The organism is Amycolatopsis sp. NPDC005961, from assembly GCF_040629235.1.
In the GTDB taxonomy this organism is placed as follows: Bacteria; Actinomycetota; Actinomycetes; order Mycobacteriales; family Pseudonocardiaceae; genus Amycolatopsis; species Amycolatopsis camponoti.
Window position 1 is genome coordinate 87636 of sequence record NZ_JBEXVF010000008.1, and the last position, 23413, is coordinate 111048.

Annotated in this window: 29 protein-coding genes and 1 tRNA gene; 9 read left to right on the forward strand and 21 right to left on the reverse strand. The window is 67.4% G+C overall.

Features of this window, described 5'->3' with window-relative positions; genetic code table 11:
* Positions 1-18: 18 nt before the first annotated feature.
* From ABZ342_RS09730 to ABZ342_RS09745, 4 genes are all read right to left on the reverse strand, one after another.
* Positions 19-303, reverse strand: a complete 285-nt coding sequence (locus tag ABZ342_RS09730; RefSeq protein ID WP_360470802.1) for a hypothetical protein — start codon at positions 301-303, stop codon at positions 19-21.
* Positions 304-441: 138 nt separating this feature from the next.
* The gene (locus ABZ342_RS09735) at positions 442-2613 is read right to left on the reverse strand and encodes a cell division protein FtsK (protein ID WP_360470805.1); all 2172 of its coding nucleotides are present in this window, start codon (positions 2611-2613) and stop codon (positions 442-444) included.
* Positions 2613-3401: an ABC transporter permease gene (locus ABZ342_RS09740; protein ID WP_360470807.1), complete on the reverse strand. Its 789-nt coding sequence runs from the start codon at positions 3399-3401 to the stop codon at positions 2613-2615. The genes ABZ342_RS09735 and ABZ342_RS09740 overlap by 1 nt, the downstream gene beginning before the upstream one ends.
* Positions 3402-3492: 91 nt before the next feature.
* Complete coding sequence (locus tag ABZ342_RS09745) at positions 3493-3726, reverse strand: hypothetical protein (protein ID WP_360470810.1); 234 nt, start codon at positions 3724-3726, stop codon at positions 3493-3495.
* 143 nt (positions 3727-3869) lie between these two features.
* Between ABZ342_RS09745 and ABZ342_RS09750 the strand changes: the two genes are divergently transcribed.
* Positions 3870-4223, forward strand: a complete 354-nt coding sequence (locus ABZ342_RS09750; RefSeq protein WP_360470813.1) for a winged helix-turn-helix domain-containing protein — start codon at positions 3870-3872, stop codon at positions 4221-4223.
* Here the strand turns inward: ABZ342_RS09750 and ABZ342_RS09755 are convergent.
* Positions 4220-4420 carry a hypothetical protein gene (locus ABZ342_RS09755; RefSeq protein ID WP_360470815.1) on the reverse strand — a complete coding sequence of 67 codons (201 nt, stop codon included), beginning with the start codon at positions 4418-4420 and terminating at the stop codon, positions 4220-4222. The genes ABZ342_RS09750 and ABZ342_RS09755 overlap by 4 nt on opposite strands.
* A 271-nt stretch (positions 4421-4691) precedes the next feature.
* Here ABZ342_RS09755 and ABZ342_RS09760 point away from each other — a divergent pair, with 271 nt between their 5' ends.
* Complete coding sequence (locus ABZ342_RS09760; protein WP_360470818.1) at positions 4692-6020, forward strand: hypothetical protein; 1329 nt, start codon at positions 4692-4694, stop codon at positions 6018-6020.
* Here ABZ342_RS09760 and ABZ342_RS09765 read toward each other — a convergent pair.
* From ABZ342_RS09765 to ABZ342_RS09785, 5 genes are all read right to left on the reverse strand, one after another.
* Positions 5979-6875, reverse strand: coding sequence for a phosphotransferase (locus tag ABZ342_RS09765; protein WP_360470821.1), 897 nt, complete (start codon positions 6873-6875; stop codon positions 5979-5981). The two genes, ABZ342_RS09760 and ABZ342_RS09765, sit on opposite strands and share 42 nt — an antisense overlap.
* A 133-nt stretch (positions 6876-7008) precedes the next feature.
* Entirely contained in the window at positions 7009-7806 is a 798-nt protein-coding gene (locus ABZ342_RS09770; RefSeq protein ID WP_360470824.1) for a helix-turn-helix transcriptional regulator, read from the reverse strand.
* 3 nt (positions 7807-7809) lie between these two features.
* Positions 7810-8070, reverse strand: coding sequence for a hypothetical protein (locus tag ABZ342_RS09775; protein WP_360470827.1), 261 nt, complete (start codon positions 8068-8070; stop codon positions 7810-7812).
* Entirely contained in the window at positions 8057-8356 is a 300-nt protein-coding gene (locus ABZ342_RS09780; RefSeq protein ID WP_360470829.1) for a hypothetical protein, read from the reverse strand. Before ABZ342_RS09780 ends, ABZ342_RS09775 begins: the two co-directional genes overlap by 14 nt.
* A complete protein-coding gene (locus ABZ342_RS09785; RefSeq protein WP_360470832.1) occupies positions 8353-8565 on the reverse strand; it encodes a hypothetical protein in 213 nt (70 codons plus the stop codon). The genes ABZ342_RS09780 and ABZ342_RS09785 overlap by 4 nt, the downstream gene beginning before the upstream one ends.
* Positions 8566-8698: 133 nt before the next feature.
* Here ABZ342_RS09785 and ABZ342_RS09790 point away from each other — a divergent pair, with 133 nt between their 5' ends.
* Both ABZ342_RS09790 and ABZ342_RS09795 read left to right on the forward strand, forming a co-directional pair.
* Positions 8699-9187 (forward strand): NUDIX hydrolase, encoded by a 489-nt coding sequence (locus ABZ342_RS09790; RefSeq protein WP_360470835.1) that lies wholly within the window; start codon positions 8699-8701, stop codon positions 9185-9187.
* A gap of 33 nt (positions 9188-9220) precedes the next feature.
* Positions 9221-10447 (forward strand): helix-turn-helix domain-containing protein, encoded by a 1227-nt coding sequence (locus ABZ342_RS09795; RefSeq protein WP_360470838.1) that lies wholly within the window; start codon positions 9221-9223, stop codon positions 10445-10447.
* Between the two features lie 26 nt (positions 10448-10473).
* Here the strand turns inward: ABZ342_RS09795 and ABZ342_RS09800 are convergent, their stop codons facing one another.
* The 7 genes from ABZ342_RS09800 to ABZ342_RS09830 all read right to left on the reverse strand — a co-directional run bounded on the left by ABZ342_RS09800 (position 10474) and on the right by ABZ342_RS09830 (position 16936).
* Positions 10474-11526: a serine/threonine-protein kinase gene (locus tag ABZ342_RS09800; RefSeq protein WP_360470841.1), complete on the reverse strand. Its 1053-nt coding sequence runs from the start codon at positions 11524-11526 to the stop codon at positions 10474-10476.
* Between the two features lie 492 nt (positions 11527-12018).
* Entirely contained in the window at positions 12019-12435 is a 417-nt protein-coding gene (locus ABZ342_RS09805) for a hypothetical protein (RefSeq protein ID WP_360470843.1), read from the reverse strand.
* 355 nt (positions 12436-12790) lie between these two features.
* Positions 12791-13825 (reverse strand): hypothetical protein, encoded by a 1035-nt coding sequence (locus ABZ342_RS09810; protein WP_360470845.1) that lies wholly within the window; start codon positions 13823-13825, stop codon positions 12791-12793.
* 343 nt (positions 13826-14168) lie between these two features.
* Positions 14169-15041, reverse strand: coding sequence for a helix-turn-helix transcriptional regulator (locus ABZ342_RS09815; RefSeq protein ID WP_360470847.1), 873 nt, complete (start codon positions 15039-15041; stop codon positions 14169-14171).
* A gap of 57 nt (positions 15042-15098) precedes the next feature.
* Complete coding sequence (locus tag ABZ342_RS09820) at positions 15099-15902, reverse strand: SDR family oxidoreductase (RefSeq protein ID WP_360470850.1); 804 nt, start codon at positions 15900-15902, stop codon at positions 15099-15101.
* A gap of 125 nt (positions 15903-16027) precedes the next feature.
* Positions 16028-16474, reverse strand: coding sequence for a nitroreductase family deazaflavin-dependent oxidoreductase (locus ABZ342_RS09825; RefSeq protein ID WP_360470852.1), 447 nt, complete (start codon positions 16472-16474; stop codon positions 16028-16030).
* Between the two features lie 21 nt (positions 16475-16495).
* Positions 16496-16936 carry a VOC family protein gene (locus ABZ342_RS09830; protein ID WP_360470855.1) on the reverse strand — a complete coding sequence of 147 codons (441 nt, stop codon included), beginning with the start codon at positions 16934-16936 and terminating at the stop codon, positions 16496-16498.
* Between the two features lie 434 nt (positions 16937-17370).
* On the opposite strand from ABZ342_RS09830, the gene ABZ342_RS09835 reads away from it, so the two are divergent.
* The 3 genes from ABZ342_RS09835 (at position 17371) to lipB (ending at position 18300) form a co-directional block, all read left to right on the forward strand.
* A complete protein-coding gene (locus tag ABZ342_RS09835; RefSeq protein ID WP_086679331.1) occupies positions 17371-17538 on the forward strand; it encodes a DLW-39 family protein in 168 nt (55 codons plus the stop codon).
* A gap of 27 nt (positions 17539-17565) precedes the next feature.
* Positions 17566-17638 (forward strand) — tRNA-Ala (locus ABZ342_RS09840).
* Between the two features lie 26 nt (positions 17639-17664).
* Positions 17665-18300: a lipoyl(octanoyl) transferase LipB gene (gene lipB, locus ABZ342_RS09845; protein WP_360470859.1), complete on the forward strand. Its 636-nt coding sequence runs from the start codon at positions 17665-17667 to the stop codon at positions 18298-18300.
* Here lipB and ABZ342_RS09850 read toward each other — a convergent pair.
* The 4 genes from ABZ342_RS09850 to ABZ342_RS09865 form a co-directional block, all read right to left on the reverse strand.
* Complete coding sequence (locus tag ABZ342_RS09850; RefSeq protein ID WP_360470862.1) at positions 18284-19672, reverse strand: alpha/beta fold hydrolase; 1389 nt, start codon at positions 19670-19672, stop codon at positions 18284-18286. The genes lipB and ABZ342_RS09850 overlap by 17 nt on opposite strands.
* Positions 19673-19749: 77 nt before the next feature.
* Positions 19750-20877, reverse strand: a complete 1128-nt coding sequence (locus ABZ342_RS09855) for an SMP-30/gluconolactonase/LRE family protein (protein WP_360470865.1) — start codon at positions 20875-20877, stop codon at positions 19750-19752.
* Between the two features lie 51 nt (positions 20878-20928).
* Positions 20929-21567 carry a pyridoxal 5'-phosphate synthase gene (locus ABZ342_RS09860; protein ID WP_360470868.1) on the reverse strand — a complete coding sequence of 213 codons (639 nt, stop codon included), beginning with the start codon at positions 21565-21567 and terminating at the stop codon, positions 20929-20931.
* 1 nt (position 21568) lies between these two features.
* On the reverse strand, positions 21569-22186 hold the full coding sequence (locus tag ABZ342_RS09865) for a hypothetical protein (protein WP_155548318.1): 618 nt from the start codon (positions 22184-22186) through the stop codon (positions 21569-21571).
* 82 nt (positions 22187-22268) lie between these two features.
* Between ABZ342_RS09865 and ABZ342_RS09870 the strand changes: the two genes are divergently transcribed.
* Positions 22269-22802 carry a DUF2020 domain-containing protein gene (locus ABZ342_RS09870; RefSeq protein WP_196425814.1) on the forward strand — a complete coding sequence of 178 codons (534 nt, stop codon included), beginning with the start codon at positions 22269-22271 and terminating at the stop codon, positions 22800-22802.
* 149 nt (positions 22803-22951) lie between these two features.
* Positions 22952-23404 (forward strand): hypothetical protein, encoded by a 453-nt coding sequence (locus ABZ342_RS09875; protein WP_155548319.1) that lies wholly within the window; start codon positions 22952-22954, stop codon positions 23402-23404.
* Positions 23405-23413 lie beyond the last annotated feature (9 nt).

Genomic DNA, 23413 nt, shown 5'->3' on the forward strand with positions numbered 1-23413 from the left:
TTTCGATTGAGCTGTACGTCAGCGGCTGTTGTCGCGGCGGTCGCGGTCGCGGAGATCGCGGTACGACCGGCGAGCGCGGAGGCAGGAGTTGTAGGCACGGCGGCCGGCGCGGAGCGTGCGGCCGGTGCCGTTGCACCGGCGGCAGAGCCGGATCGCGCGGAGCAGCGGCGAGCGGAAAGCGCCGAAGCCCCGGCAGGAGCGGCACGGCTTGTACGGGTAGACCGCGCACGACCAGGAGTAGCCCAGAGTGACGATCGCGAGAATGAGTAGGAGCAGGACGGTCGGGTTGCTGAGGGGGTTCAACTGAGCCTCCGGGGCTGTTTTTGGCCGCACTCGGTCCGCGCCTCTAGGTGCTAGGGCACTGATCAGTGGTGTTGTGGTGGTCTAGGGAGGGCTCTAGGTCTAGAGGGACGAGGCTCTAGACCTAGAGCCCTGCGGGAGCTAGCCGCTCTTGCGGTTCCGATCACGCTCGGTCAGTGCGTCGGCGATCCATTCGCGCTTGACGCCCATCCGGTTGGCGCCCTTGCCGGTGTCAGCGTCGTTGCCCCACACCTGCTTGGTGGCGATCCCGAGCGGCTTCAGCGCGGTGGAGAGCTGGGTTGCTTTCGCCGCGCCGGTCGGCAGCTCCGCCCACGGGCCGTAGACCGCCGGCCGCAGCTCGGCGAGCCGGTCAACGATCCGCTCCGACCACGCCTTTTCGGCGTCCCCGATCGCGGTCAGCACGTCGGCGAGCAAGGTGCTCGTGTCCTCGTCATCTTCGGGCGTGAGGTCGAGGCCGGCGGCGTAGCCGGTCAGCCGCCCGGCCGCCAGCCGTGCGGTTCGTGCGCGGGCGGCGAGCTTCTCGGCGTCCGGGCCGTCGATGTACACGCCGCGGGTGATGCGCGGCTCGTCGCCTTCGCCGGCCAGGTACCCGATGCCCTTGTCCCGAAAGGACAGCGTGGTGGCTCGGATGCCGTTCCGGTACGACGAGGTGCCGAGAACCATGTCGTTGGCCTGCTGTCCGGTGACCTTGAGACAGAACCGCATCACCGCGTTGTCGCTGATCGCGGTCGGGATGCTCTTCGCGTCCGGCCGCTGCGTCGCGAGGATGATGACGATGCCCAGCGCCGGGCCGCGCTTCACGAGGTCGGTGCAGACCTCCTCGATCTCCGCGCCGTACTCCGGGTGCTCGAACCACTTCTGACACTCGTCGACACCGATCACGATCGGGTGCAGGCCAAGGGACTTCTTGCCAGCCAGTTCCGGCGTGACCTTGTTCTCCGGGCACAGGTCCTTCGGCAGCTCTCGGATCACCTTCGCGCGCCGCCGCAGCTCGTCGGCGAGCGCCCGGAGGTCGGCGACGGCGTACGCGATGTCCTCCGGCTCGTCGCCGGCGCGGTACCGGTGCGACACCGGCGCCAGCGGCGAGAGGTCGCCGGTTCCCTTGAGGTCGAACGAGTGCAGCTCGGCCCGCGGGTCGAGGGCGGCGATCAGCAGCAGCTCTCGCAGGGTGAACGTCTTGCCCATCCGCGGAATCGCGCCGATGACCATCGAGATGAACATCAGGGTGATGTCCACCCACCGGCCACGCTGGTCGGTGCCGAACGGCTGAGGCTTGAACAGGTCCACGGTGCCGGGCTTCCGCAGTGGCCAGGCGGCCTGTCGCGACTTGGAGAGGTCCTGGTCGCCGACCCACAGGACCATCCGCCCAGGGTGAACCTCGGCGTTGCCCTCCGGCCAGACGCAGCCGAGGGGACGGCCGAGGCCGGACGCGAGCTTCGCGCGCCGCTCGACCACTTCGGACACCGTGACTCCCGGCGGAAGGTCGACGTCGGCGCGCCAACCCGGCCCGTCGCGAGTGATCGGCGCCGTGAACCCGATCGCGTTCGGGTTCTTGGCAAGGGCCTGGTTGATGCCCGCGATGCCGAGCACCGACAGGGCCTGAACGACGTTGTCACTCGTCAGCTTCTGGACCTGAGTGGACAGGACGGCGCGAGACGACACCACCGGGTTGTCCCGGGTGGACCCGAGCTTTCCGAGCAGTCCTACCGCGATGGCGCCGCAGGCCCAGATCACCCACTCCGGCAGGACGTTCGGCAGCGTGAACACCAGGACCAGGCCGACCGTCGACACGAGACCGAGCTGAATCAGCCGGAGCACGACTCGCCGGTCACGCTGCTGGGACAGCTTCAGGTATAGGTCGGCCTTATCCGCCGTAGCCGTCTCCGAACGGGCCGGACGCCCTTCGGCGTCGGTCACGTACCGGCCGGTTGCTGCCAGCAGGAGGAGAAGGCCCCGAGGGGAGCGCACCGCGAGCCGAAGCGCGTAGAGCGGTGACCGCGCCGCGTGGTAGCCGGCCTTGTGCGCGTAGTGCTTCCCCACCCACTTCGCGGCGTCCTTCGCGTCGGCCGTCGACTTGAGGTAGCTGGGGATGATCGCCTGGCGGTTCTGCGTGCGGAGGCGGTCCAGCCACGACGAGCCGTCCGTTACCGGGCGATCCACCGGGACGGCCGGCGACTGCTCCGCGGCCTCGTCGCCGGGCTCGGCGTCGATGACGAACGGGTCGGCCTCCCCGGAAGCCGTTCCGGGGAACGCGATCACGCGGCCGCCGTTCGGTTCGTAGGTGGTGCTCATCAGTCGTTCACCTCCTGGTCGGTGGTGTCGCGTACGAGGTGTGCGAGGGCGGCGCCGCAGCCGAGGACGACCACCGGCAGGCAGGAGACGAGGGTGGTCACCGGCCAGGGGGCGCGTTCGACGTCTGCGGCGGACATCAGGTGATAGGCGACTTGGCCGACCATCCCGAGGACGAGCGAGCCCAGGGCCGACCACTTCGCAAAGCTGCGAACCCGATGGGTCCGGGTCGCCGGGGACAGCCAGACCCGCAGGGCGAATGCCGCGTAGGTCTCGACCCCGATGGGGAGTGTGATCGCCGAGTTGATCGTCAGGTGGTCCCAGATCCCGGGCAGGAGCTGGATCGGGCCGAACCCCGTCAGCCTGCCGAGACCGACCCAGCCGCTCCAGACGGCGACGAACGCCGGAAGGGCCAGGAGGAGCACCGGCCACAGCTTGATCCGCCGCACCTTCTCCGGCGTCGCGCCCGGGTCTGCGGTGACGTTGACCTGCGGCTCGGCGTCATCCGAGGCCGGTTCGTCCGAGGTCTCGGAATCCTGGTTCGGCTCTTCGACCTGGACGGTTTCCGTCACCGCGTGCAGCTTTCGCACGGGCTTAGTGTCGGCTTCCTCGTTCAGCGCGGCGAGGATGGCGCGGGCCTTCGGCGCACCCACCTTGAACTCGGTCATGATCCGGTTCCGGGAGGGGCGCTCGCCCAGGTCCGCGGCCAACTCACGGACACGGGGCAGCAGGTCGGCGACCGAAGGCGGGTACGCGCTTCGGGTGTTCGTGGGCGTGTCGAGCCCTACCATGGGTGTTCTCCTGACTGGCTTGGAAGTGGTTGGGAGAAGCCCGGTCCGGCGGGTGGTTCTTGGCGGTTCCGTGCGCCGGGCCGGGGCGGCTTCAAGCGGCCGCGCCGGGACTGTCCGACCGGCTCCGAAGGGCCGAGCTGACGTTCTGGCGGCTGATGCGCCGGACGTGTCGATGCGTCGCGGCCCGGTCCGTGCTCGGCGCCAGGCGGGTGCTCGCGGCTTCCTGGTCGTGAGCCGTGACGAAGTACTCGGCGATCATCGCGTCGATGTCCGACTCGGTCAGTCCGTCCGGGGCGTAGCTGGGCAAAGGGATGAGGTCATCCATTGGTGTGAACTCCAACGACTTGTAGGTCTCCCGCTCGGGAGCGGCCGGTGTCGGCCGGAACTCAACGTAAGTCCTGTCTATTAACTCTGTCAACTGACATGGGAGAACTGACTTAGCCAACTGACTTGGCCTACGCTGGTGGTATGGCATCCCTGAACCCGGACGACCCTCGTGCGCCGTTCTTGCAAGTAGCCGGCGGTCTCCGGGCCGCGATCCTCTCGGGGGAGTACGCCCCCGGGGCGCAGCTGCCGACCTACCAGGAATTGGCCGATTCCTGGGGGGTGGCGGTGAACACGGCCAAGAGCGCTGTCGCCCACCTCAGGGAAGAGGGCCTGGTGGTGATCCGGCACGGCAAGGGCTCGTTCGTGCGCACCCAGCCGGCCGAAGGTGACTCCGCGGCTCGCCCCGAGGCCTCGGGGGATGAGCGGGTCTGGCAGGCCATTGCCGAGATCCGGAAGCGTCTCGGCGAGATCGAGCGGAAGCTGGGGGAGAACTAGCCGAACAGGGCGCGGAGGAACGTCACGACACCGTCGATCACGGCACCGATGCCGTGCGCGGCTCCGCTGGCCCAGCTCGCCGAGTCGGTCGGGTACTTGACGATCAGCACGATGATCGCGAGTCCGACGATCAGGCCGATCGCCTTCCCGACCAGGCCGCTCCCGCTCTTCATAACCGGGAAGTTGCTCTTCGCCATCACGGTCTCCTTTCGTTCTGCGACGGGCCGGGAGGCCGATCCGGATCGGGGTTTCGATCCGGCGTTGTCGCTGATGAACTCAGGAAACCGCGCAGGGGCGGGGGTGCAGCAGTGTGCACGCGGGGGTGCATTTCTGCACGTGGGGGGTGCACGGGGGGTGCTTTAATGACCTTCGGAGGTACCGGTGGTCGACAAGGGGAAGCAGCCGAACGCACTTCTAGCTGCGGTTATGCGACAGGCGGGGGCGACTAATAAGGGCTTCGCTCGCCGTGTGCGCGAGCGCAGCCTGAGAGACGGCGGCGAGCTTGTCAGCGCGGACCACGTGTCGGTCAAGCGCTGGCTCGACGGCACGAAGCCGCACCCGCGCACCTGCCAGCTGATCGCCGGCGTTCTCGGCGAGCTGCTCGGGCGGCCTGTGGGCTTGGAAGAGATCGGCTTTGGCGGAGCGGCCGAAACCACCTCGGACGACGTCGGTCTGGAGTACCCCGAGGAAATCGCACACAGCCTGGTCGCGCTGGGGGCGATCACCGAACTCGAGTTGCGGACGCCGAAGCGGGTCGGCCCTCTGGCCGTCGTGCCGGAGGCATGGAGCGGCCTGCTCGTGCGGTGGCTGACTGACTCCGACGACGAAGGATCGCGGCCGCCATCCGAGCCGCGCTCGATCACCCTGGTGGACGTCGAGGCGGTTCGCGAGGCAACCGCGATGTTCAGCAGCTTCGACTACAAGTACGGCGGGGGCCGGCCGAAGTCGCTCGTCGCCTCGTTCCTCGACCAGGAGATCTTGCCGAACATCAAGCACGTGTCCCCGCAAGATCCAGTCGGCCGGGAGTACTTCCGGGAGGTCGCTGCCCTGACGCGGCTCGCCGGCTGGACGGCCTACGACACGGGCGCGCACGGACTCGCGCAGCGGTACCTAACGCAGGCGTTCCGCTTGGCGAAGGCGGCCGGCGACAAGGCGCTGTGCGGCCGCATCCTCGCGGGCATGTCGCACCAGGCGAACTTCCTCGGGCACTTCCAACGGGCCGTCGACCTGGCACGCGCGGCATACAAGGGGGCCAACGGCTACGCCACTCCGACGACGATGGCGCTCTTCCACGCGATGGAAGCTAGGGCGCTTGCGTCACTCGGCAGAGCAGAGGACGTCACGGCCGCCTTGCTCACGGCTGAACGATGGCACTGCCAGGGCATCCGCGAAAACGACCCGGAGTGGATTCACTACTTCGACGAAGCCGAGCTACACGCCGAGTTCGCGCACTGCTTCCGCGACATCGGGAACGCCGAGTTGGCGAACCACCACGCCGCCGCGTCCATCGCGGCTTCGGAGTCAACCTACGTCCGAAGCCTCTCGTTCTGCCGGACCGTGCTGGCCACGTCGCACCTGCAAGGCGGGAACCTCGAAGAGGCGTTGGACGTGGCCAGGTCCGTCGTCGAGACGGCGGCGAAACTGAAGTCGTTCCGCGTCATCTCGTACCTCGATGACTTCCGCGGGCGCCTGGGCGGGCATGCCGGAGACCCGCTTGTGAAGGAGTTCCTCGACTTCGCCGACATTCACCTGCCGTCAGAAAACCTTCCAGTGGCGGGGCGCCTGATCGTCGCGTAGGTCGCTGATCCGTTTCTCGACCTCGGCTTTGACCTCGGCGGACTCGTCGACGGTCTGCGAGAGCCACATGGTCATGTTCAGCTCGCGGGTAGCCCTGACCACGGGGAACCCGTCCCAGCTGATCGGATCGAACCCGTACGCCTCGGTGTACGAGTCGTACTCGGCCTCGGATGCCCAGCCGAACGCCTGGTGACGGACCGAGAGCACAGCCGCGTCCCACTCGCGTGGTCCAAAGGCGAAGTCCTCGAAGTCGATCAGGTTCAGCGTTCCGTCCGGGGCGCGCATGACGTTCCCGGGGTGCGCGTCGCCGTGCACGGGACCCGCGGGAAGCGGGAACTCAAGGGCTTGGAACTTCTCGGAAAGTTCCTCGTAACGCTCGCGCAGGAAGTCGAGGTCAGCCTCGGGAAGCTTGCCCTTCAGGGCTTGCAGCCGCGGTTCAACCTTCGGCATCGGGGAGAACGCCGGCAGGCGGAAGTCCTTCGGATGGGGGAGCGCGTGGAGGTCGTGAAGCAGCTTCCCGAACTCCGCCGGTGTGATCGGGGTGTCGTCCTCTTCGAGGCAGTTCCAGAAGGTGACGGGTAACCCGTCCTCGATGAACGGCTGTTCGGCGCCGGGTAGCGACGTGGCAGCGGGGAAGGCGTTCTCTGCGAGCCAGCCGGCGACGAGCACTTCCTTCGTCGCCGCGGGGATCGAGCGTCCGACGCGGACGACAGCTGAGCTGTCGGCTAGGCGAAAGATGGCGTTCTCCCCGAACCGGACCCGCTTCGCGCCGGCCGCGTCCAGCCCGGCGAAGGCGCACGCTGCCTCGAATACGGCTTGTGTCCGCTCTGACGTGAAGGCCTTCGTCGTGGTCATCAGACTCCTCTATCGGGGTGCCTCAGCCAGGCTAGAGCTTCGGCGGGAACGTATGCGCGGCGAATGACGCGTGGGTGGAACCCGGCCAGCGCGCCGCCTGGAGGGAGGTCAGGACGCGCCGGCCGGGAGCTGGTTAGCGCCACCCGGTGTCGGTGGCGTGGCGCTGTAGCGCCTTGGCGGTCTTTCTGTAGGCCGTCACGGTGTCTTCGTGCGTGATGAAGACGGCTCCGCGGTGGTGTGGCACGGCGACCGTGAAGGCGCCAGCACGGTTCTCGTACAGGGTGAATGGCTCGACCAGGCCGGGCGGGCACTTGGCGGCCGGCACGAGACGGACGGACATACGGGGGTGGCGCGTCAGAGCGATCACCGCGTCGAGCTGGGCGCGGAACTCATCCGTCGAGCCGAAATCGGAACGAGTAGCGGCCTCGCCGATCAGGTAGGTGCGTCGCGGCTCCGTGTCCGTCGGCGAAGTGAGCTCCTGGACCGTCCGGGCAAGCGATCGGCGGCCGACGTCAGGGCTGGGCTCGACCAGGCCAGTATCCCGCAGCGCGCGGGCGTACTCGACGGTCTGCAGCGCCTCCGGAATCAGGGTCGGCGACCACTCGAAGACGTGCGTCGACCGCTGCTCGTACGTCGTCCGTAAGAGGTCTTCGGCGCGCCCGGCGTGGTCGATGAAGTCTCGTTCGTGGGCTCGACGGGCGAGGTCGACGAGCTGATCGCACACGGCGGTCGGCGAGCGTAGGACGCCGAGGATGTGCGCCACGGTCGTGTCCGGCGGTATGCGTTTGCCGAGTTCGAAACTCGACAGCACTCCCGGGTGAAGATTGATCATGTCGGCGAGCCGGCGGAGGCCGACGCCGCTGCGGGTACGGGCGTCGCGGAGGCCGTCTGCGAGCGCGACGAGGGCAGGTCGGGGTGCAGCGTCGGTCACGGTTCAACCCGCTCCATTCAGTCGTTGAGCGTCTTCGCTCGGTACGTCCAGCAGACTCACCAGATCGACGTCGACGCCGTCTAACTCGCCGGCGCGTCGGGCCAGTGCGGCGCCGACTTGCGCCAGCTGACGGGCGAGCGTGCGCAACGCCGCCGCGTAGCGCACGTCGTTCGCCTGGAGGGTCAGCAACTCGACCGTCACGCTCCCGATCCGGGAGTTCACCTTCGAGAGGCCGGCCAGCAGTTCGCGATCACGCGCGTGCACGCGGCACCTCGATTCGCCGGTGCTCGTTCTGGCTCGCACAGACAGGGCAGATCCGGCCTGGCTTCGGGATCACCCGACCGCGGCTGACGCTCGGGCGGTCGTGTTCCAGCGGAAACGGATCGTTGATCAGGCACCAGGGCAGTAGCAGGACGAGCCGCGGGTTCGCCATCTCCGAGTGCAGGTACAGGTGAGCCCAGCCGTCGCCGCCGGTGAACTCGTGCCACTCCCAGAAATCTCGCCGAGGGTTGGCCGCATGCCTCACCGGGCGGTCTTCTAACGTCGTCATCGACGTCCCCGCTCGACCTCGAACGCCCGAAGTGCAGCGGCAGCCTGCTCCCAGTCGGCATCGGTCATGTCAGCGTGCGTCATCGGGTGCTGATTCGTGCTCCAGTCGATCTCGTTGAGCCGCTGGCCGCCGGTGTTGAACAGCGAGCCGCCGCACCAGAACGTCGGCCGGTCCTCGCGCCCGGTCGAGCCCCCGTCTTTTGCCGTCACCTGATCAACTGTCGTCGAACTTGGACACCCAAAACACAGCCGGTAACCATGATTTCGGCAGGTCAACGCGTACGAACTAGGCGTGAACGGCATAGATCAGCGGGACGTCGCTCGCCGCCGGTAGCCTCGCCTCGTGGACTTGCTCCCCTTCGACGAGTACGTGCGCTCGCTCAATCGCAAGCGCATGTCCGCCGGTGTCCTCTTCCGCGACGAGGCCGACCGGGTGCTGTTCGTCGAGCCGTCGTACAAGCCGCATTGGGACATCCCGGGCGGCGCGTGCGAGGAGGGCGAGCCGCCCTGGCGCACGGCGGCCCGGGAGGTCGCGGAAGAGGTCGGCATCGATCGGCCGCTCGGCAACCTGCTGGTGATCGACTACATCCCGGACGACTCGCGCATGCCAGAGGGGATGGCATACGTCTTCGACGGCGGCCTGGTCGCCGAAGCCGAGGTCAAGGCCTTGACGATCACGGACCCCGAGATTCTGTCGGTGGAGCTGCTGCCGCTCGACACCGCGGCATCGCGCCTGAAGCCGATCCTCGCGCGCCGGATCGCGGTTGCTCTCGACGCTGCGCGCGCCGGTGAGCTGCTGATATGTGAGGACGGTAGGCGCGTAGCGCAGTAGTCTGGTTACTGCGTGCACACAGCCGGAGGATGGATGACCGCTCACAACCCGCTCGCCGAGAACCTGACGCGTATCCGCAAAGCCCGCGACTTCTCTCAAGAGGGGCTCGCCGAGGCTGCCTCGGTCGGCGTCGACACCGTGGCGCGTATCGAGCAGGGCACTCGGACCACCAGCCGCCCGGCCACCCTGCGGAAGCTCGCGGCCGCGCTCGGCGTCTCGGTCGATGCGCTACTCGGCTCGCTGCCGGCGCCACACTCCCGCAATGTCGACATTGCTCCGCTCCGCCGAGCAATCACCGCGGACGCGTCTATCCCCGGTCTCGACGACCTGGCCGACACCCGCGAGCTGCTGCCGCTCCCGGAACTCACGGCCAGCGCACACGCGGCCTGGAGGGCGTACGTCGACGGCCGCCACACCGAATTGCTGCACGCGCTGCCGGTCGTCCTGGCCGACGCCCGTCGAGGCGTCCGCGACACCCGTGACGAGGAGCGCGCCGGCGCGCACCGTGTCCTGTCGACGGCGTATCGGCTCGGTGCCGGCATCGCGGGGCGGCTCGGCTTCGACGACCTGGCGTACACCTCCGCCGCGCGGGCGATCGAGGCCGCCGCTGAGTCGGACGCTCCAGAGGTCGAGGCCGCAATTTCGCTGCGTTACCTGGCGTGGACGTTGGTCCGCCAAGGCCGGGCGGAGGACGCGGAGCGCGTCGCTACGCAGGCGGCCGCTGCGATCGAACCGCGGATGCTTGACCGTGATCCAGTGCGCGCCGGCGTTTTCGGCAACCTGCTGTTCAACGCGGCAACTGCAGCGCTGCGCACTGGGAGCGCCAGCCGCGCCGAGGATCTCCTTGCCGCTGCTCACGCGGCTGCGATTCGTTCACGAGGCGACACGGCTTCGGAGGCCGCGATCTTCGGCCCGCGGGTCGCTGCGCTCCAGAACGTCGAGCTTGCGGCGCGGGTCGGCGACCCCGAACAGGCGCTCCGCTTGGCGGCCGCCGTGCCAGACACGACCGGCGACGTCCCGGCGTTCTGGGAGGCTGGCCACCGACTTCTCCTTGCAGCCGCAGCAGCGGACTTGCGTCATGACCGAGACGCGTTGGCTTGGCTGGCCGAGGCACGTGACTTGGCGCCTGACTGGGTGCGATATCAGCCGCTCGGCAAAACTACGATGCGTCGTCTTGTCGATCGAGCGACCCGGCGGCGAGGATCATTGTTCGCTTCCCTCGCAAATCATTATGGCGTTATCGGTGGCGATAGCCAGTAGTTCACTCTTGGACGATCCTGCATCTCCTAAATCTTCCTTACTACTTCTCGTAGTGTTGCAGGAAGCTGGTTCACTTTTATGCCGGTGCGCTCGTGTTTGCGAACCCTTCGGCCGTTCTCTAGGTTCGCAATAATAGCAAGTGTTGACTTAGTCTGTAGAACGCAGAGGTGGATGGCGCTGGCGGTCTTTGTGCCGCCTGCCGTAAAACACATTGAGTGCCCCGAATGCGCGGTAACTCGCTGCCAGTCGCGTTCGTAGTGCGATACTGTTGCGAGCTGGTTTGCGAACTCTAGAGGGGTTCGTGCGCGCTCCTTTGGGTCCAGCGAGAGACTCTTCTCGATCACGCGGCTAAGTCCAATGGATACATATGGCACCAGATCGCGCAGCTTACGTCTCTGTCTCGTGCGAATCTTTTCCCAAGTCTCGCGGTAAGGGAGTTTGGCTGAGACTGGGTAGTCGCCCGCGAGTAGGAAGAATACTGTTGCTGCAAGGGAGTAGATATCTGATGCATTAGTGCAATACGGGTTGCTCGGATCTAAAGCCTCGGGCGCGGCCGTTACTAGCGTGCCGTTAGCTGGAGTTCTCCCGTGATCGTCGATCTTGTGTGCCATGCCGAGATCAGCGAGCAACACTTTGCCGTCACTGCCGAGGTAGCAGTTATCCGGCTTAACATCGCGGTGAAGAAGTCCTGCCGAATGGACCTTTTCTAGGCCGTACCCGATGTGTTGTCCCCATTTGCATGCTTGGCGTGGATTTACGCCGAACGGACTCGCTGCCGTTGAGAGGTTTCCGCCGTGCATGACAGGTGTTGTGATGTAGCGCAAGTCGGATTCGGATACAATGTCGGCATTGTGTACCGGCAGCAAGTAGTCACTTCGGAGCTGTTCAAGTATTTGGGCTTCGTCCCATGTTGCCGGCTGCCCGTCTGTGGGGAGCAAGATCTTTAGTGCCACCTCAGTGCCCAGGTGCTCGTCGCGAGCACGGTGAACTTCTCCGCTCTTGCCCTTCCCTAGGAGGGATAAGAGTTCGTAGCGGTCGCTGACGCGGTTATCCGGCAGGATCGGGTTCGATGGGCCCACGTCTGTAGTCTATATTTAGCCGATGACAGTGATCGGCTTGTGTGTAGCGATTTCGCCCAAAGGGCCTACAGTATCTTGCGTTTTGGTATCGGGTGACCAGGCGAACCCGCTTGTTGCTGACTCGTACATCTTGAGGACGGACGCTGTCGGACAAGCTGAGCAGTTGGTACATCTCGCACAAAACCTGCGAAGTAAGATATCTGAGCTTGAGATCCATGACGCCGTAATCCGAGTGGCAGACATTAGTCCGCAAGGTAACCGGAAGGCTGCGCCGCGGACCCGGCTCATGATCGAAGGTGCGCTGATGCTGGTCTGTCGCGAGCGAGTTACGGGTTCGGTGTGCGCAAGGACCGGCAAAGAGGTAGGGGAGGTACTCGGCGTGCCAAAGGCAGAGGCCGTCGAGTCAGGTAAGCGCCTGGTGCCGCAGCATGCTGATGCAGCGATTGCCGCAGTTTCTGGTCTGCCTGCTTAGATTGGCGGCTTGCCCCGTCGTCAAGACTCCTCATGGTCAATCACTATGAGGTGGTCGATGTCCCAGGTGCGTGGGTCGGGCAGTTCCATCGTTAGTTGGTAGAGCACCACGGCGACTACTCGTTCCGCTCCAGACTGGCGCGCCCGTCGTGCTGCCCTGGCCAGGGCTGTGCCGCTCGCTACGTTGATGTCCACAATCAGGACTGAATCGGGATGCGGCTGCGTGCTCGTGTGTAAGCCGTGAGCCAGGTCGGCATGTCCGACGAGGACGGCCCCGATGATGCGCTCTGCAGCCGAGCTGGCGGCGAGTAGTGTGGCAGCGCCGTGGTTGTGTGCGATCTCGCTGACCTGCTCCGCCGCTGCGCGCAACTCGCCAGGTTCCGACAAGCGATCGACGTTGCGGTTGCCCAAGTTGATCATTTCGAGCAGGTCTGTCACGGATACTCCCCGAGTTCAAGTTCTGACAGCAACCGAGTAAGCGGGCGTTCAGCATCCAGCATGCGTGCCCTTCCGAGTAGGAAACAGGGCCAGTGGGGTGCAACTTGTTACAACGAGTTGCCAACCGATCTCAAGTTGGACCTCCTCCTGGTTCGCGGATCACCGGCAACCTTGAACACCATCGAACATGTGTTCTAGAGTAGTAGAGGTTGGGCGGACTAGGAAGTCCGGCGGCTGGCTTCGGCGGCCCAGGAGAACAGGTCATTCGGCTAACTGTGCCCGTTGTGACCGGCTGACGCATTACGGGCCGAACCGGGCAGGCTCTGACGTATGCCGACTTGCGTCGGAGGCTGGGTCAAGGCGCAGTCAGTGCCGCAATCGCGCGGCACAGGGCCTCTGTGTCGGTGATGGCCTGTCGGCACATCGCTTCGGTGATCGTCAGTCGTTGACCAGTCTTCGCCGTGCTACCGGGCACCTTGGCCAAGTACTTGGCGTCGACCAATCCATCGTTGTGGGTGAATAAGTGACGAGTGGCCCAGGCTTCCTGTAGTCGCTGCCAAGTGGGTGTGTCGATCACGCTGCGGACGTCTAAGTGCCCCGTAGCGGCGAATAGATCCGCGGTGTCATCGAGGCGTTGGAAGATGTTGCCCTTGCCCTTAACCAGTGTGGCGGCGTCAGTCACACTGGAGTGGAACACCTTCGATGTCATCGCTTCGACGACGCCAACTAAGTTCTCCAACGTGTCTACCCAGATGCGAGTGAAGACGCCCTGCTCGCGCAAACTCGCGGAGACCTCAGCCGGCAGTTGGGCCAGGCCGTCGAGTCTGGCGGTTTCGGCGGCGAGGGCGTCAAGCGCCACGACTTCGGCTGGTAGCAGGCCGCATACAGGGCAGAATCGGTGCTCGCCAAACACCGCGTAGCGAAGGGTGCAGGTAGCGCATGTGCGAACCCGAATTAGCTGTTCCTCGTTGATCTTGGGAAGCGGTTGCGGGTAGAACGGTTTGTTGCGGTGGCTGACCTCGATGCTGAAGCCAGACCGCCGTCGTGAGCGGGGCCTCGTCAACCCCCTGAAGGCGTCATTGATTGCTTCCTGGATAAGTTGCGTTCCGAGATCATCTACGGCACGCATTGCCCTGTCGAGCTGCTGCTGTGTCAGAAATTCACTGTGTTCAGTGTGATGACCGCAGTACACGCACCACAGCTCAAGGTCGTCAGGAAGCGCATCGTAATCGCTAGAGTCGACCCGGAATATCTGTGTGCAGCTCGGACACTGTCGACCAAAGAAGCCATGCTCGTCGGACGGGATAGTGATCCGCATCTCGAACACATCGTCTTGTCGGCCTACAACCTTGGCGCCCTCGGGCATCAGGTATCGATCGCTGTCCCGCATGGCACGATTGTGCTCCTTCGGTCTGACATTCCAGGCGCCACGGCGGCCGACTCGCGAGGGTGTCTGACCTCCTGGCCGCTATGGAGCGGCCGAACTGCCTGGTCGCCCGCCTACGACGGCCTGACGAACCGCCTGACAATGACCCAGTACCGCCGGAGCCTCCAGCGGACGTCCATGGACGGTCGAACCAGAGTTCACGAAGCTGTGCTTTGGTCGCGAGAGGGTGATCTTGGCCTGATAACGAAGAGGTCCCAGGTTCAAGTCCTGGTAGGCCCACAAGCAAAGCCCAGTTCGCGAGATGCGAACCGGGCTTTTTGCATGACCTGGGTGACCAACCCGGTGATCACCGCACCACGTTCTCCTGGCTGGCCGCCCACGACGCCAACAGGGCCAGGCCGTCCGCGGTCGCCGTGCCAGTGGGGGCGGTGTAGACGTTCAGGCGCAAGCCGGGTTCGGCGGGCAGCTCCATCGACTCGACGTCCAGGTCGAGCCGGCCCACCACCGGATGGTGCAGACGCTTGCGTCCGGATCGGTGGAGCCGAACGTCCTGGGACGCCCAGCGCTGACGGAACAGTTCACTGCGTGTCGACAACTCGCCGACCAGGGCGATCAGCTCCTCGTCGTGCGAATTGCGGCCGGCTTCCATGCGTAGCTTCGCGGCCATATCACCGGCGATCCGGTCGTAGTCGACGAAGAACTTTCTTGCCGCTTCGGGATCCAGATACACGAACCGCGCGGTGTTCGCCGGCCGTCGCGTGTCGGCCAGCACCGGTGAATACAGCGCGCGGGCGAGGTGGTTCGCGGCCAGCACGTCATAACGGCCGTTGCAAATCCACGCCGGTGCCTCGGTGATGGCGTCGAGCACCTGCTGAAGCGCCGGACGCAAAGTCACGGCGGGGCGCCGGCGGCGTGGACCGCCGGGCGCCCTCGACTGCCGCGCGAGGTGGAACAGGTGATCGCGCTCGGCCTCGTCGAGCTGCAAGGCGGAGGCCAACGCGTCGAGCACGCCGTCGGAGGCGCCGGCGAGGCTGCCGCGCTCCATGCGCACGTAGTAGTCGACCGAGACTCCTGCCAGGAGAGCCACCTCTTCGCGACGCAGGCCTTTGACCCGGCGGTTGCCGCCGTAGGCGGGCAGTCCGGCCCGCTCGGGCGTGATCCGCGCGCGACGGGAGGTCAGGAATTCCTTGATCTCGGTGCGCGGATCGATCGTGGCCACCTCGTCACCGTAGGCCCTGTCCGCGGGCGAAGGGAGGTACTGCGAGTACCCCACGGCCTACGTGCCTGTCGCGGTCGTGGCGATGCCGCCGTCGACCGGGATGATGGCGCCCGTGAGGTAGGACGCGGCCCGGCTGGCGAGGAACACGGCGATACCCGCCATGTCGTCGTCGCGGCCGAGCCGGCGCAGAGGGGCCTTCGCCGCGATCGTGTCGCCGATGGCATCGAGCGTGGACGCCATCATCTGCGACGGGAACGGTCCTGGGGCCACCGCGTTCACCGTGACGTGCTGTGGGCCCAGTTCCCTGGCCAGCACCCTGGTGAGCTGATGGAGCCCCGCTTTGCTGCTGGCGTACGAGTAGTTGGGCGAAGCGGCGACGTGGATGGCGGCGATACTGCCGATGTTGACGATCCGCGCGGGATCGTCGGCGGTGCCCGCCCGGCGAAGTGCGGGGAGCAACGCCTGCACCAGCCAGAACGGCGACTTGAGGTTGAGATCGATCACCGTGTCCCAGGCCTCGTCCGGGAACGTCTCCAGCGGCTCGCGCCACATCGCTCCCGCGTTGTTGACGAGGATGTCCAGACGTTCCGACTCGGCCTTGACCAGATCAGCGAGGCGCTGACACTCGTCGTGCCGGGACAGGTCGGCGGGGATTGCCCGAACGTCGCCGAATTCGGAAAGCAGCTGCTGTGCCTCCGCGCACGTGTCCGCGTTGCGTGAGCTGATGACGACGCGAGCGCCCGCCTGAAGAAGGCCGCGCGCGATCATCATCCCGATGCCCTTGGTGCCGCCAGTGACAAGTGCGTACTTCCCACTCAGATCGAAAAGGTCTGCGTGAGCGGTGAACTGGTTGTCCGCCATGGGTTTTCGTGTCTTCCTTCGAGTAGCCGGGAGCCGACTCGGACACGTTGACAGGCTTTCTGGACGTCGGGGAGATCCTGCTGATACAGGTACTGCGAAGGCCACCGTTGTCTGCTCTGGCGATGTCAGTCCTGCGGGGTCAGCAGGACGATCGGGATCTCGCGGTCCGTCTTCTGCGCGTATTCGTCGTACAGCGGGAAGATCTTCGCCATCAGGGGCCAGAGAGTGCCGCGCTCGGCCGGGGTCGCGACCCGGGCCTGGGCCGTCAGGCGGCGGGTTCCCACCTGGACTCCGACGCTCGGGTTCGCCTGGAGGTTCTTGAACCACGCCGGATCGTCGTCGGCGCCGGCCTTCGAGGCGACGACCACCAGGTCGTCGCCGGCGGTTCCGTAGATCAGGCACGTGCGGCGCGGTAGGCCCGTCTTGCGGCCGGTCGTCGCCAGGATCAGCGTGTACACGCCGTTCGATTCGTGGCTCTCGGTGCCGCCCGAGTCCAGGTACGTCCGGGTCTGCTCGGCCACCCAGTCCCACTGCGAGTCGGTGGCGCGGTCGAGGTCGTCGGCGATAGCCATGGTCGTGGTCCTTCCGGTCGTTCAGGCGAGCTTCTCGGCCAGGGCGACGATGATGCCTTCGGGGCCGCGGACGTAGGCGAGCTTGTACCCGTTTTCGTACTTCACCAGGTCGCCCATCAGTTCGGCGCCGTGGACGCGCAGGCGGGAGAGCATGCCCTCGATGTCTTCCACGGCGAACATGATGCGACGGAAGCCGAACGCGTTGACCTGCGCGTTCGGCTCAGCGGCGGTGGTGGCCGCCGGCGAGTGGAACTTCATCAGCTCGAGCCGGCCGTGGCCGTCCGGGGTCCGCACCACGGTCAGGTCGCACCGGACGCCTTCCAGCGCGACGAGCCGGTCCACGTCCGGGCCGCCGACCTCGGCCTCGCCCTCGAGCTCCAAGCCGAGGTCGAGGAAGAACGCGACGACCGCCGCCATGTCCTCGACGACGACGCCGATGTTGTCCAGCCGCTGGATCGTCATGATTTCTCCCCTGGTCACCCGGCCCTCGTGGCCGATCGTGCCCCGGGGACGGAGCCGGCGCCACGTTCTCGACATGGCCAGGGACGTCTTTTCGGGGAAGATCCGGATACAGGTCAGCCCTGCCGGGAAGAGAAGGTGCCGGCAGGGCTGAGCGGTCACGGTCGATGCGCACCACGGTCGCCTCTCGGCGAGTGGCGCTTCGCGGCTCCAGCCGGACGGAACTCCGCGAAGGCAGTTAGGTGAGGCCCGGGGGACACGGTGGGCACATCGACCAATGGGTACAACGGAACACCTCGCCCCGGTATTTCCCGCGGTGTGTGACGTGCGTTACCCGCGCGATCATGGTTCCACGTGGAACCACCGCCCCCGACGGCGTCCGGTGCCGGTGCAGTAGCATCGCGGGGTAAGGGAAGCAAGCTGAGAAGGGGGCTTCGGTGAAGAAGCTGCTGGCACTCGCGGTCATCGCGGGCGGCGTCCTGTTCGTCGTGAAGCGCAACAAGGCGGCCAAGGCCGAAGCCGACCTCTGGCGTGAGGCGACCGCGCCGGTCCCCTCGAACAACGGCACCACCCCGGCCAAGCCGGCGGGTGCGTCCCACAACTGAGTTTCCCGCGGGCGTCAGCCCGCACCCGGGGCTGTAGCTCAATTGGTAGAGCACCGCCTTTGCAAGGCGGGGGTCAGGGGTTCGATTCCCCTCAGCTCCACAGAAAACCCGGCGTAGCCTGAATTCGTGGGATGGCCGATCAAGCGCGTCGACCTCGGTGAGGTCGACTATCATCAAGCCCTGGCCGACATGCGGACCTGGGTCGGGGAACGGCAGCAGAACCTCGCCGAGGACCGCCTGTTCCTGCTCAGCCATCCGCCGATCGTCACCTACGGCGCTCGCACCGACCCCGCGGACCTGCCCGTCGATCTGCCCGCCGTCCAGGTCGATCGCGGGGGGTTCGCCACCTACCACGGGCCCGGGCAGCTCGTCGGATACCTCGTCGTCGACGTCAAGGCGCACGGGCCCGTCGACATCGTGCGGTGGCTCGAAACCGGGCTCGTCGGCGCGCTGGCGAGACTCGGCTTTCCCGCTGTCAGAAGGGAAACGCCGACGGGGCACTCGAGCCTCGCCGGCGTCTGGACACCCGATCACCGCAAGGTCGCCTCCATCGGGATGCGGATCCGCGGCGGTGTCACGAGCCACGGCTTCGCGCTCAACGTCGACCCGGACATGGCGGCCTTCCACCACTTCACCGTCTGCGGCCTCGCCGACGTCACCATGGTGTCCCTCGCCGAGCTCGCCGCCGAGCAAGGACGAGGGACACCGGCTGACGCCGAAGTGCGCGACGCCGTCTTCGAAAGCCTTACCGCAGGAAACTGATCACCGCGTCGCGGCCCGCGTGGCCGCGCTCGCGGTTCTGGATCGAATGCGATTCGCCCGGCACGATCACCAGCTCGCCCCGCGGTGCCTGCGCCGCTTCCTCCCGTGCCCACTCCAACGGCGTCGACAGGTCGCGGTCGCCGTTCAGCAGCAACACCGGCACGTTCGGCAGCCGGGACGCCGGGTTCGAACCGGGGCGCTCCGCCGGCCACGGCAGGCAACTCTGGATGAATCCCTGCTGTGTGGCCACATCCGTCGTGTACGGCCAGGTCGCCGACGCCGGCAGCGCACGCGCGGTCAACGACAGCAACGGCTGCCGCAAGCCCACCGGTGTCGCCGACGTGCCCCACGGGAAGCGCTGGTCCGCGCACAACGTCGCCGCGTGCAGGCCCGAGCTGAACGACGCCGGGTCGTCGCCACCCGACTTGTACGCCTCCAGCAGCTGGTCCAGTTGCTCCGGCGACCCCGCGCGAGCGGCGTGGAGCGCTCCGATGACGTCACCCGCGGCCGGGTCGCGGTACGTGGGGTCGACGAACTCGTACGTCACGATCAAGTCGAAGATCTTCACGCCGTCGGCCGGGCCGCGGTGCCGCACCACCCACGCGAGGTCGTCCGCCGGGTCGTAACCGCAGGCCGGGGCCGCCGAACACGCCGCGCGCAGCACGCGCGCTTCGGCCGTCAACCCGGTCAGGTAGAGGGACGCCGACGCGGAAGCGTGGTGCGGCAGCACCGAATCCAGCACGACCTTGCTGACGTTGCCCGGGTGCGCGATCGCGTACCGCGCCGCCGTGAACGAGCCGTACGAGACGCCGTCGACCACCATCTTCGGCACGCCCAGCGCCTGCCGGAGCTGGTCGAAGTCCGCGACGGTCTGGTCGGTCGAATACAGCGGCGCCGTGTCGCCGAGGATGCGCGCGCACTCGGTGACCGCGTCGCGCGTCGGCGTCGCGATGTCCGAGCTGCCCATCTGCGCCTGCAGGCCCGGGCAGTTCAGCGCGCCGGCCCCGGTGCCGCGCTGGTCGAGCATGACGAACCGGTAGTCCTTGGCCACTTCCGGCAGCCGTTGTGTGGCGATCCGCGTGATGGTGCGGACGCCGCCCTGCCCGGGCCCGCCGGTGAGGAACAGCAGCACGCCCTTCGGCGCGGACACGTTGTCGGAGGTCGCGACCGGCAGGGTGAGCGTGCCGGGCCGGCGACCCGTGTGGTCGAAGGGCACGGTCAGCGTCGAGCAGGTGAAGCCCGGCTGTTCCGGGCACGGGTGCGGGTCCGTCAGCTTCGGTCGTCCCCCAGGACGCGTGTCGGCCGCGGCCACACCCCCGAGTGCGGCAGTCATCGCCAGGACCAGCCCGGCGGTCAGCAGTTTCGAACGCATGATCCATCATTGCCCCCTGCACCCGGGCGCGGCATACCCCCGAACGGCGATACTTGCCCGCCTCGCGAGCGCCGCGCTCAGGGCTTGACGCAAGAGATCTTGGCCCGCACCGGGCCCGCCGGATTCGCTTCGCCCGCGGTGTTCGGCGCGTTGTCGCGACGGTTGCCGTCGGAGTTGGTGACGCACAGGCGGCCGTCCGGGAGCAGCACCGGGCTGGTCGGGAACTCCAGCGGCCCGCCGTTGCGCAGCTTCGACGTCGCGTCGGCCGGGTTGCGGAAGTACTCGACGACCCGGCCGTCGCGGCGGGCCAGCACGATCGCGTTGCGCTCGTTCGCCGCCGTCCAGACGTTGCCCGCGCGGTCGAGGACGATCCCGTCGGCGCCCTCCAGGTACGGGTGCTGCACGTCGACGTCGTCCAGGCACAGCGTGTCCGCCGGGAACGCGCTGTCGCAGCCGGTCGACGCGCGGGGGCGGCCGCCGCGGTCCATCGGCACGCGCCACAGCGCGCCTCGGGCCGTGTCCGCGATCAGCAGCGTGCCGTCCGCGGTGAAGGCCAGGCCGTTCGCGACGATGTGCTGCGAGCCCGCCGTGTCCGCCGCGGTCCTTCCGCTCGGCGTGATCGTGACCGAGCCGGGCGGCAGGCCCCGCACGTCCCGGCCGATTCCACCGGGGATGACGTCGCTGACCATGGGCTGCACGCGGAACTGTTCGAGCGCGACGCCGTCCGCACCCGCCCGCCAGACGCGGCCCTGGCCGGTGCCGCCGTCGGAGATCCACAGTGCGCCCGACCGGTCGAACGCCAGGCCGTTCGCGCCCGGGACGCCGCTCGCGAACACCGTCGCCGCCGGCGGGTTCGCCGCGTCCGGCACGAACGACACCACGGTGTCGGCGTTCGCGACGTACAGCCGGCCGCGGCGGTCGAACGTGAGCCCGGTGGGGTTGCACGGCGCCGGGATCGTGCCGACGACCGCCGCCGGTCCGCCGGTGGCCGCGACCCGGTAGACCGGGCAGGGATCGGCGCCGCGCGCCGGGGTGTAGAGGTTGCCGCGGCCGTCGGTGGTCAAGCCTTCGAGGCCGAGGGGTGACGCGAACACCGTCTCGAACACGGCGGGGTGCCGCGACGGCGAGACTTCACCGGCGGAAGCGCCGGACAACAGCCCCGCGGACAGCACGGCGGTCAGAGCGAGGACGACGGTTCGGCGCATGCGGGCCTCCGTTTTGTCGGATTTCCTGCCTACGCCGTGACGTCCGGGCGGTCAAGGCCAGAGACGCTCGCGGACCCAGTCACCCTCGGCCTTGCGGTACCGCAGCCGCACGTGCCGACGGTCGTGGCTCGCTTGCCAGAACTCGACCTCGTCCGGGTCGACGAGGTAGCGCGTCCACGTTTCCGGGGCCGTGTCCGGGTTTTCCGAGACCCAGCGTTCCGCTTCCGCGGCCGCCGCGTCGAGGTCCGCCGGGTCGTGCAGCACCTGGGACTGGTGCCCGATGAACGCCTCGACGCGCGAAGCCGGCGGCCGGGCCAGGAAGTCCGCCGCGGACACCTCGGGCGCCGCGGGGGAGACCGGGCCGCGCAGCCGGACCTGACGGCCGCGTCCGGGCCAGAAGAACGTCAGCGCGGCGCGGGGGTCCTTGCGCAGCTGCGACCCCTTCGGGCTTTCCGAGCTGGTCGCGACCGCCCAGCCGGCCGGGCCGACGTCCTTGAGGATCACCACCCGCGCGTCCGGCGCGCCATCGGCGTCCACTGTGGACAGTGTGACGGCGTGCGGGGCCAGCACGTGCTCGCCGGCTTCGGTCAGCCACTCGACGAAGAGCGTCTGCGGGTCCGCCGCCGCCGTTTCCGGTGTGAACACGGGAAGTTCTTCGGGGAACGAGGGCCATCCGCGCAACGCGACCATGTCAGTAACCGTACGGCTGCTGCCCCGGCGGCGGGTAGCCGGGCGCCTGCGGTCCGGCGGCCGGCGGGGGCGGCACCGGCGGCGCGGCCATCGGTGGCTGGACCTGCGCCTGCTGCCACTGCACCTGCTGATAGGCCTCGGCGGGTGGCGGGAAGCAGAACGTCAGCTTGGCGCGGATCGCGCCGTGCATCGCCGCGCCCCACATCTTCCCGCCGGTGAACGCGTACGTCTGCCCGGCCGTGAGGTCCACGGCGACCATCCGCGTCTCGCCGCCGAACTGGTTGCCCGACTTCGCCGACGCGGCCTGCGCGGCGTCCGGATACACGTGCGGCGCGACGAGCCCGGCGATGACGACCGAACCCGCGGTCCAGCCCATGGTGCCGACCATGTTGGCGCGCGCGTACTGCGTGGCACGGCCGGTGAAGTCGTACAACGCGGCGGCGCTGACCTCGGGGACGGCCGCCGCGATGACGCAGTAGTTCATCGTCGAGAGCATCACCGACTCGGCGAACAACCCGACGGGGCAGAGCGCGGGCCCGATCTGCACGGACCCGAAGTTGCCGCCGGACCGCTGGATGCGCTCGGCCACCACGCCGAGGTACTGCTCGGGGGTAAGCACGACGCCATCGTCGCACGCCCGGCTGTCACGCCGAGTTCAGCCAGCGGTTTTCACACATGCTTCATGGTTGACTGTGCGCGCTATGCGACGACTCGTACTTCTCGCGCCCGCCGTGGTGCTGCTGGCCGGCTGCGGCCCCTCCATCGTGTCCGGTACCGCGACCCCCAGCCCGCCGTCGGTGTCCGCCGGCACGGCCGCGGGGTCGGAGCTGCCACCGGATCCCGAGCCGGCCGAGACCGGTGACTGTCCGTACCTCGACAGCGAGTTCGTGGCCGACTCGAACGGGCAGCACGTGTCGAAGGTGCGGGTGTCCGCGGACAAGCCGCACCCGGCGTGCTTCTTCTACCGCCCGGACGGGAAGATCCAGCTCACCGTCCGGGTGTACGTCGGGGACGCGAAGACGGCGACCGCGCTGGTCAACAAGGTGGCGCCGGTCGATTCGTCCAACCCGGCGAGCGATCCGACCGGCTGGAAGGGCGGCTACGAATCGACCGATGACGGGGCCGTCTACGCGGTCTCGAAGGGGTCCGCGGCGGTCATCGCGACCACCAACCAGAAGCAAAGCGTAAAGGCACGCACAGTGGTCAAGAAGGCTATCGCCGCTCTGAAGCTCTAGGTAGCGGGCTCCACACGGGTGAGTGATGTTGATCTTGTATTACCCTGTGCGTCACGCGCAGGCTTCGTGGACTCGCGCACCGCAGCCATCGGGGGATCCCCACCCCCGGGGGCCGGGCACAAAATCTGCAACGACAAAGGACTAGATTCGTGGCTGACACCCTCAAGGACATCCTGCTCGACTCCGGCCGTCGTCCGGCCGTCGTGAGCGACTTCGAAACCCTCGTCGACGCCGAGGTCTCGGACAAGGGCGGCGTTTCGGGTGCCGTCGTCAAGACCGGCTTCGCCGCGGTCAAGAAGATCAAGCCGGGCATCATCCCCTCGGCCGTCGACACCCTGCTGCCGGACTTCGCCTCCGCGCTCGAGCCGTTCTACGGCGACTACCGCGCCAAGGGTGGCAACGACTTCGGCGCCTACCTGACCAGCCGCTCGGACGAGGCTTCCGACGCGCTGCTGAGCGTCACCGACTCGCGCGCCGAGCGCAGCAGCCGCGACAGCATCAAGAAGGTCTACGGCAAGCTGCGCCCGAACGGCAAGAAGAACGTCGAGGAGGCGCTGCCCCGCCTCGGCCAGCTGATCGACAAGCACGCCGCTGCCGTCTGATCGGACTCC

Coding starts and splice junctions, on each gene's coding strand:
- ABZ342_RS09735 (WP_360470805.1), bottom strand. CDS start 2,613: ATGAGCACCACCTACGAACCGAACGGCGGCCGCGTGATCGCGTTCCCC.
- ABZ342_RS09740 (WP_360470807.1), bottom strand. CDS start 3,401: ATGGTAGGGCTCGACACGCCCACGAACACCCGAAGCGCGTACCCGCCT.
- ABZ342_RS09745 (WP_360470810.1), bottom strand. CDS start 3,726: ATGGATGACCTCATCCCTTTGCCCAGCTACGCCCCGGACGGACTGACC.
- ABZ342_RS09750 (WP_360470813.1), top strand. CDS start 3,870: ATGGCATCCCTGAACCCGGACGACCCTCGTGCGCCGTTCTTGCAAGTA.
- ABZ342_RS09755 (WP_360470815.1), bottom strand. CDS start 4,420: ATGGCGAAGAGCAACTTCCCGGTTATGAAGAGCGGGAGCGGCCTGGTC.
- ABZ342_RS09765 (WP_360470821.1), bottom strand. CDS start 6,875: ATGACCACGACGAAGGCCTTCACGTCAGAGCGGACACAAGCCGTATTC.
- ABZ342_RS09780 (WP_360470829.1), bottom strand. CDS start 8,356: ATGACGACGTTAGAAGACCGCCCGGTGAGGCATGCGGCCAACCCTCGG.
- ABZ342_RS09795 (WP_360470838.1), top strand. CDS start 9,221: ATGACCGCTCACAACCCGCTCGCCGAGAACCTGACGCGTATCCGCAAA.
- ABZ342_RS09810 (WP_360470845.1), bottom strand. CDS start 13,825: ATGCGGGACAGCGATCGATACCTGATGCCCGAGGGCGCCAAGGTTGTA.
- ABZ342_RS09820 (WP_360470850.1), bottom strand. CDS start 15,902: ATGGCGGACAACCAGTTCACCGCTCACGCAGACCTTTTCGATCTGAGT.
- ABZ342_RS09825 (WP_360470852.1), bottom strand. CDS start 16,474: ATGGCTATCGCCGACGACCTCGACCGCGCCACCGACTCGCAGTGGGAC.
- ABZ342_RS09830 (WP_360470855.1), bottom strand. CDS start 16,936: ATGACGATCCAGCGGCTGGACAACATCGGCGTCGTCGTCGAGGACATG.
- ABZ342_RS09850 (WP_360470862.1), bottom strand. CDS start 19,672: ATGCGTTCGAAACTGCTGACCGCCGGGCTGGTCCTGGCGATGACTGCC.
- ABZ342_RS09855 (WP_360470865.1), bottom strand. CDS start 20,877: ATGCGCCGAACCGTCGTCCTCGCTCTGACCGCCGTGCTGTCCGCGGGG.
- ABZ342_RS09860 (WP_360470868.1), bottom strand. CDS start 21,567: ATGGTCGCGTTGCGCGGATGGCCCTCGTTCCCCGAAGAACTTCCCGTG.
- ABZ342_RS09870 (WP_196425814.1), top strand. CDS start 22,269: ATGCGACGACTCGTACTTCTCGCGCCCGCCGTGGTGCTGCTGGCCGGC.